Origin of the sequence: Pelosinus propionicus DSM 13327, from assembly GCF_900114615.1 — a bacterium.
GTDB lineage: Bacteria > Bacillota > Negativicutes > DSM-13327 > DSM-13327 > Pelosinus > Pelosinus propionicus.
Genome location: NZ_FOTS01000108.1, coordinates 1 through 3,178, shown reverse-complemented (window position 1 = coordinate 3,178; position 3,178 = coordinate 1). Strand labels below are relative to the sequence as shown.

The window sequence follows — 3,178 nt, the reverse complement described above, 5'->3', positions numbered from 1 at the left end:
AGGACGTCCATAATTATCAGATAAAAAAGGCAAGCTATCAGTTGTACAATTAGGTAAACCGCAATTAAACTTTCCACCTGTTTTCCAGCAATCACATACAGTTACTAGCTTTGCTTTACATAGTGAACAAAAATTGCCTTGCGGGACTGCTGCTTTGCAATGAGGGCAAATTACTTTATTCATGTTTTTATGCTCCTTTCGATATCGCCTATTGTTGAGGGCTATTTTTTTTCACCTTTTCCTGCTTACGGGCATTTATCCAGTTTACAAAATCGACCTTATCAACCCGTTTTGAAAATCCAATATCAAAATTTGCTATACCGCCTGCCGCCGGCACGAGTTGAAACAATTCATATACACGCCTTCTTGAGATTGTAAGATACGTTGCAATGTGCTGGGCAGTGAGTATTTCTGGTAAACTATCTAGCGATTGCTTGTCCATTTTTAGCTCCTTTCTTTAATGATTTAGCTTAATTTTATAGGTATTAAATATTTTAAACTTGTATATCCGTCATTTTTAAAATATTTAAATCTATATCTAAACAAACTGCAATCTTCGATAAAGTTTCAATACTGGGACTATACCTACCATTCTCAATATCTGAAATATAACTACGGGAAAGCTTAGTAATATCAGCAAGTTGAGCCTGCTTTAACCTTTTATGTTTTCTCGCTTTTTTAATAGTTGTGCCAAGCATATTTTTCTCAGTCATGATTTTTGCTCACCTCCTATGTATATAAATATACGGTATTCACGTCATTTTGTAAAAACCCATTTTAGTTTAAATAAGAGCATTTTTAAGCTAAATCAGCATAATGTAGTGTTTTTACGTCATTTTGCTTAATATTACTTGTTATTCCGTCATTTTATGTATTGTATTCACGGAATAATTACATTATAATAAACATAAAGTCGGATCTACCGACAAACGGAGGTTGAAATAAGTGTCAATTGGAGAAAATATCAAACATTTCCGCAAACAAAAAAAGCTAACTCAAGGCCAATTGGCAGAATTAGCTAATATGTCAAGATCATATGTTGCTGACATTGAACGCGATAGATATAACCCAAGCGTCGACACTTTAAAGACAATAGCTCAGGCACTGGAAATTGGAACTAATTTACTATTGGGAGAAAATATATCTACTGGAACACCTCAATCATCGCTATCACCAAAAGAAGAGCGCGACATTGCGCGTGACTTAGAAAAAATGCTCTCTAATCTAGAGAGTCATGAAGCTATGTCTTTTTATGATGGTGAGCCTTTGGATGAGGAAAGTAAGGAGTTATTACGTATCTCTTTGGAAAACTCCATGCGCCTCGCTAAACAAATGGCAAAGAAGAAATTTACTCCTAAAAAATACAGAAAGGAGGAATAGATACTAAATGCGTAAAGAAAAAATGGCGGCAGAAAGAATAATAAAAAAATACCACACAAATTGCCCTTTCCAAATCGCTAGGGAAATGGGCGTAGATATCCAATTTGAGAGGCTGAAAGATACCTTGGGATATTTTAATACTTATAAACGCATTAAGATCATTCATATCAATCAGGAACTTAACGAACAAGATCAACGCTTTACATGCGCTCATGAACTAGCCCATTCCGTTTTACATGTAGCAGTGAATACTCCATTCCTTCAAAGAAGCACACTGTTTTCAGTGTCGAAAATTGAGCGCGAAGCCAATACCTTTGCAGTGGAGCTCCTACTACCGGATAGCCTTTTCCAGCAGTATACTGGTACAACGCTTTTTGCTCTTGCTGAAATGTGTGGCGTTCCACATGATTTAGCAAGGTTGAAAGATATAAAAAAATTTACCCGTTAAACCAAACTTATGTTCGATAAAAAAAAGGGGGGGTGATTAATACCTATTTGGGCAGAAATATTCAAAAAGGAGAGTGATTTTATATGGCATACTTCCGTAAGCGGGGAGAAAAATGGTCATTCACCGCCGACATTGGACAAGACGCCGCTACTGGAAAGAGGAAACAAAAAACCGTGTCTGGATTTAAAACAAAAAAGGAGGCCCAGCTCGCGGCGGGAAAACTAGAGCAAGAAGTAAACCATGGAACTTACATTGAAGAAAAAAATCTTACATTTGAAGACTTTTCTATTGAGTGGCTTAAGCTATACTGCGATAATGTAAAGGAAAGCAGTGCACGTGCTAGGCGCTATGAAATTGATTGCCTGGCCTTCTATTTTAGAAATATTAAATTAAAAAACATCACAAAAAAAACGTATCACGATACGTTAATTGATCTTAAAGACAGAGGTTATTCTGACAATACAATATCCGGAATTCATGGTACCGCAAGAATGTTTTTTAAGAAAGCAATGGAATTAGATGTTATCAAGCTTGATCCAACTGCCTACGCTCGACCGCCTCGATCACAGCGTGCTATTGATGAGGACGACGCTCCTGCAAAATACCTAGAGAAAGATGAGCTAAACGTATTCCTCAAAACCGCAAAAGAAAAAGGATTGGATGGAGATTACCTTATATTTATGACATTAGCCTACAGTGGCATGAGGATAGGTGAGTTATGCGGCTTAAAATGGACAGATGTTGATTTTGAAGCGCATACTATTAATATCATAAAAACTTATTACAATCCCAAAAACATTACCACCGAATACTTATTACAAACACCTAAGACTAAAAGTTCTAAAAGATGTATCGATATTGATATTGATGTTATTAATGAATTAAAAAAGCATCAGGAACAGCAAGATATAATTAAAAATAGAATAGGGGATTCCTACTATGATAAAAATTTTATCTTTGCTAAAATAAAAAACAATCCTGGATATCCTCACTATCTCAAATTTATTGAAATTAGAATGAGTCGTTTATTAAAGATCGCAGGACTTGCCAAGGAGCTAACGCCTCATTCATTAAGACATACTCATACATCATTACTGGCAGAAGCTGGTGTAGGGCTTCAACAGATTATGGAGCGGCTAGGTCACATTGACGACAGCACTACTAAAAATGTATACATGCATGTAACGAAGACAATGAAAAAAGAGGCTTCCCAAAAGTTCAGTGAACTAATGAGAAACCTCTAAAAAATACCCTCTATTGTGGTCAAAATGTGGTCATTTTGCTATTTAGCAATCTATTTTCCTTTTAAAATTAAGGTCTGGGGCAGCTTATTACAATATTTTAACTATA

The 3,178-nt window shown here is 35.8% G+C and carries 6 protein-coding genes; 3 read left to right on the top strand and 3 right to left on the bottom strand.

All coding sequences use genetic code 11. The features are described 5' to 3' along the window. The 3 genes from BMZ99_RS25610 to BMZ99_RS25600 form a co-directional block, all read right to left on the bottom strand. Positions 1 to 183: hypothetical protein (locus BMZ99_RS25610; RefSeq protein ID WP_139214865.1), on the bottom strand; the 183-nt coding region annotated here is incomplete at its 3' end. A 25-nt stretch (positions 184 to 208) separates the two neighbouring features. Next, the gene (locus BMZ99_RS25605; protein ID WP_090944898.1) at positions 209 to 442 is read right to left on the bottom strand and encodes a helix-turn-helix domain-containing protein; all 234 of its coding nucleotides are present in this window, start codon (positions 440 to 442) and stop codon (positions 209 to 211) included. Between the two features lie 52 nt (positions 443 to 494). Next, entirely contained in the window at positions 495 to 713 is a 219-nt protein-coding gene (locus BMZ99_RS25600; RefSeq protein WP_090944895.1) for a helix-turn-helix domain-containing protein, read from the bottom strand. A gap of 232 nt (positions 714 to 945) precedes the next feature. Here BMZ99_RS25600 and BMZ99_RS25595 point away from each other — a divergent pair, with 232 nt between their 5' ends. The 3 genes from BMZ99_RS25595 (at position 946) to BMZ99_RS25585 (ending at position 3,072) form a co-directional block, all read left to right on the top strand. Further along, positions 946 to 1,380, top strand: a complete 435-nt coding sequence (locus BMZ99_RS25595) for a helix-turn-helix transcriptional regulator (RefSeq protein ID WP_090944892.1) — start codon at positions 946 to 948, stop codon at positions 1,378 to 1,380. Positions 1,381 to 1,387: 7 nt separating this feature from the next. Continuing rightward, positions 1,388 to 1,828 carry an ImmA/IrrE family metallo-endopeptidase gene (locus BMZ99_RS25590; RefSeq protein ID WP_090944889.1) on the top strand — a complete coding sequence of 147 codons (441 nt, stop codon included), beginning with the start codon at positions 1,388 to 1,390 and terminating at the stop codon, positions 1,826 to 1,828. 83 nt (positions 1,829 to 1,911) lie between these two features. Continuing rightward, a complete protein-coding gene (locus tag BMZ99_RS25585; RefSeq protein WP_090944884.1) occupies positions 1,912 to 3,072 on the top strand; it encodes a site-specific integrase in 1,161 nt (386 codons plus the stop codon). Positions 3,073 to 3,178 lie beyond the last annotated feature (106 nt).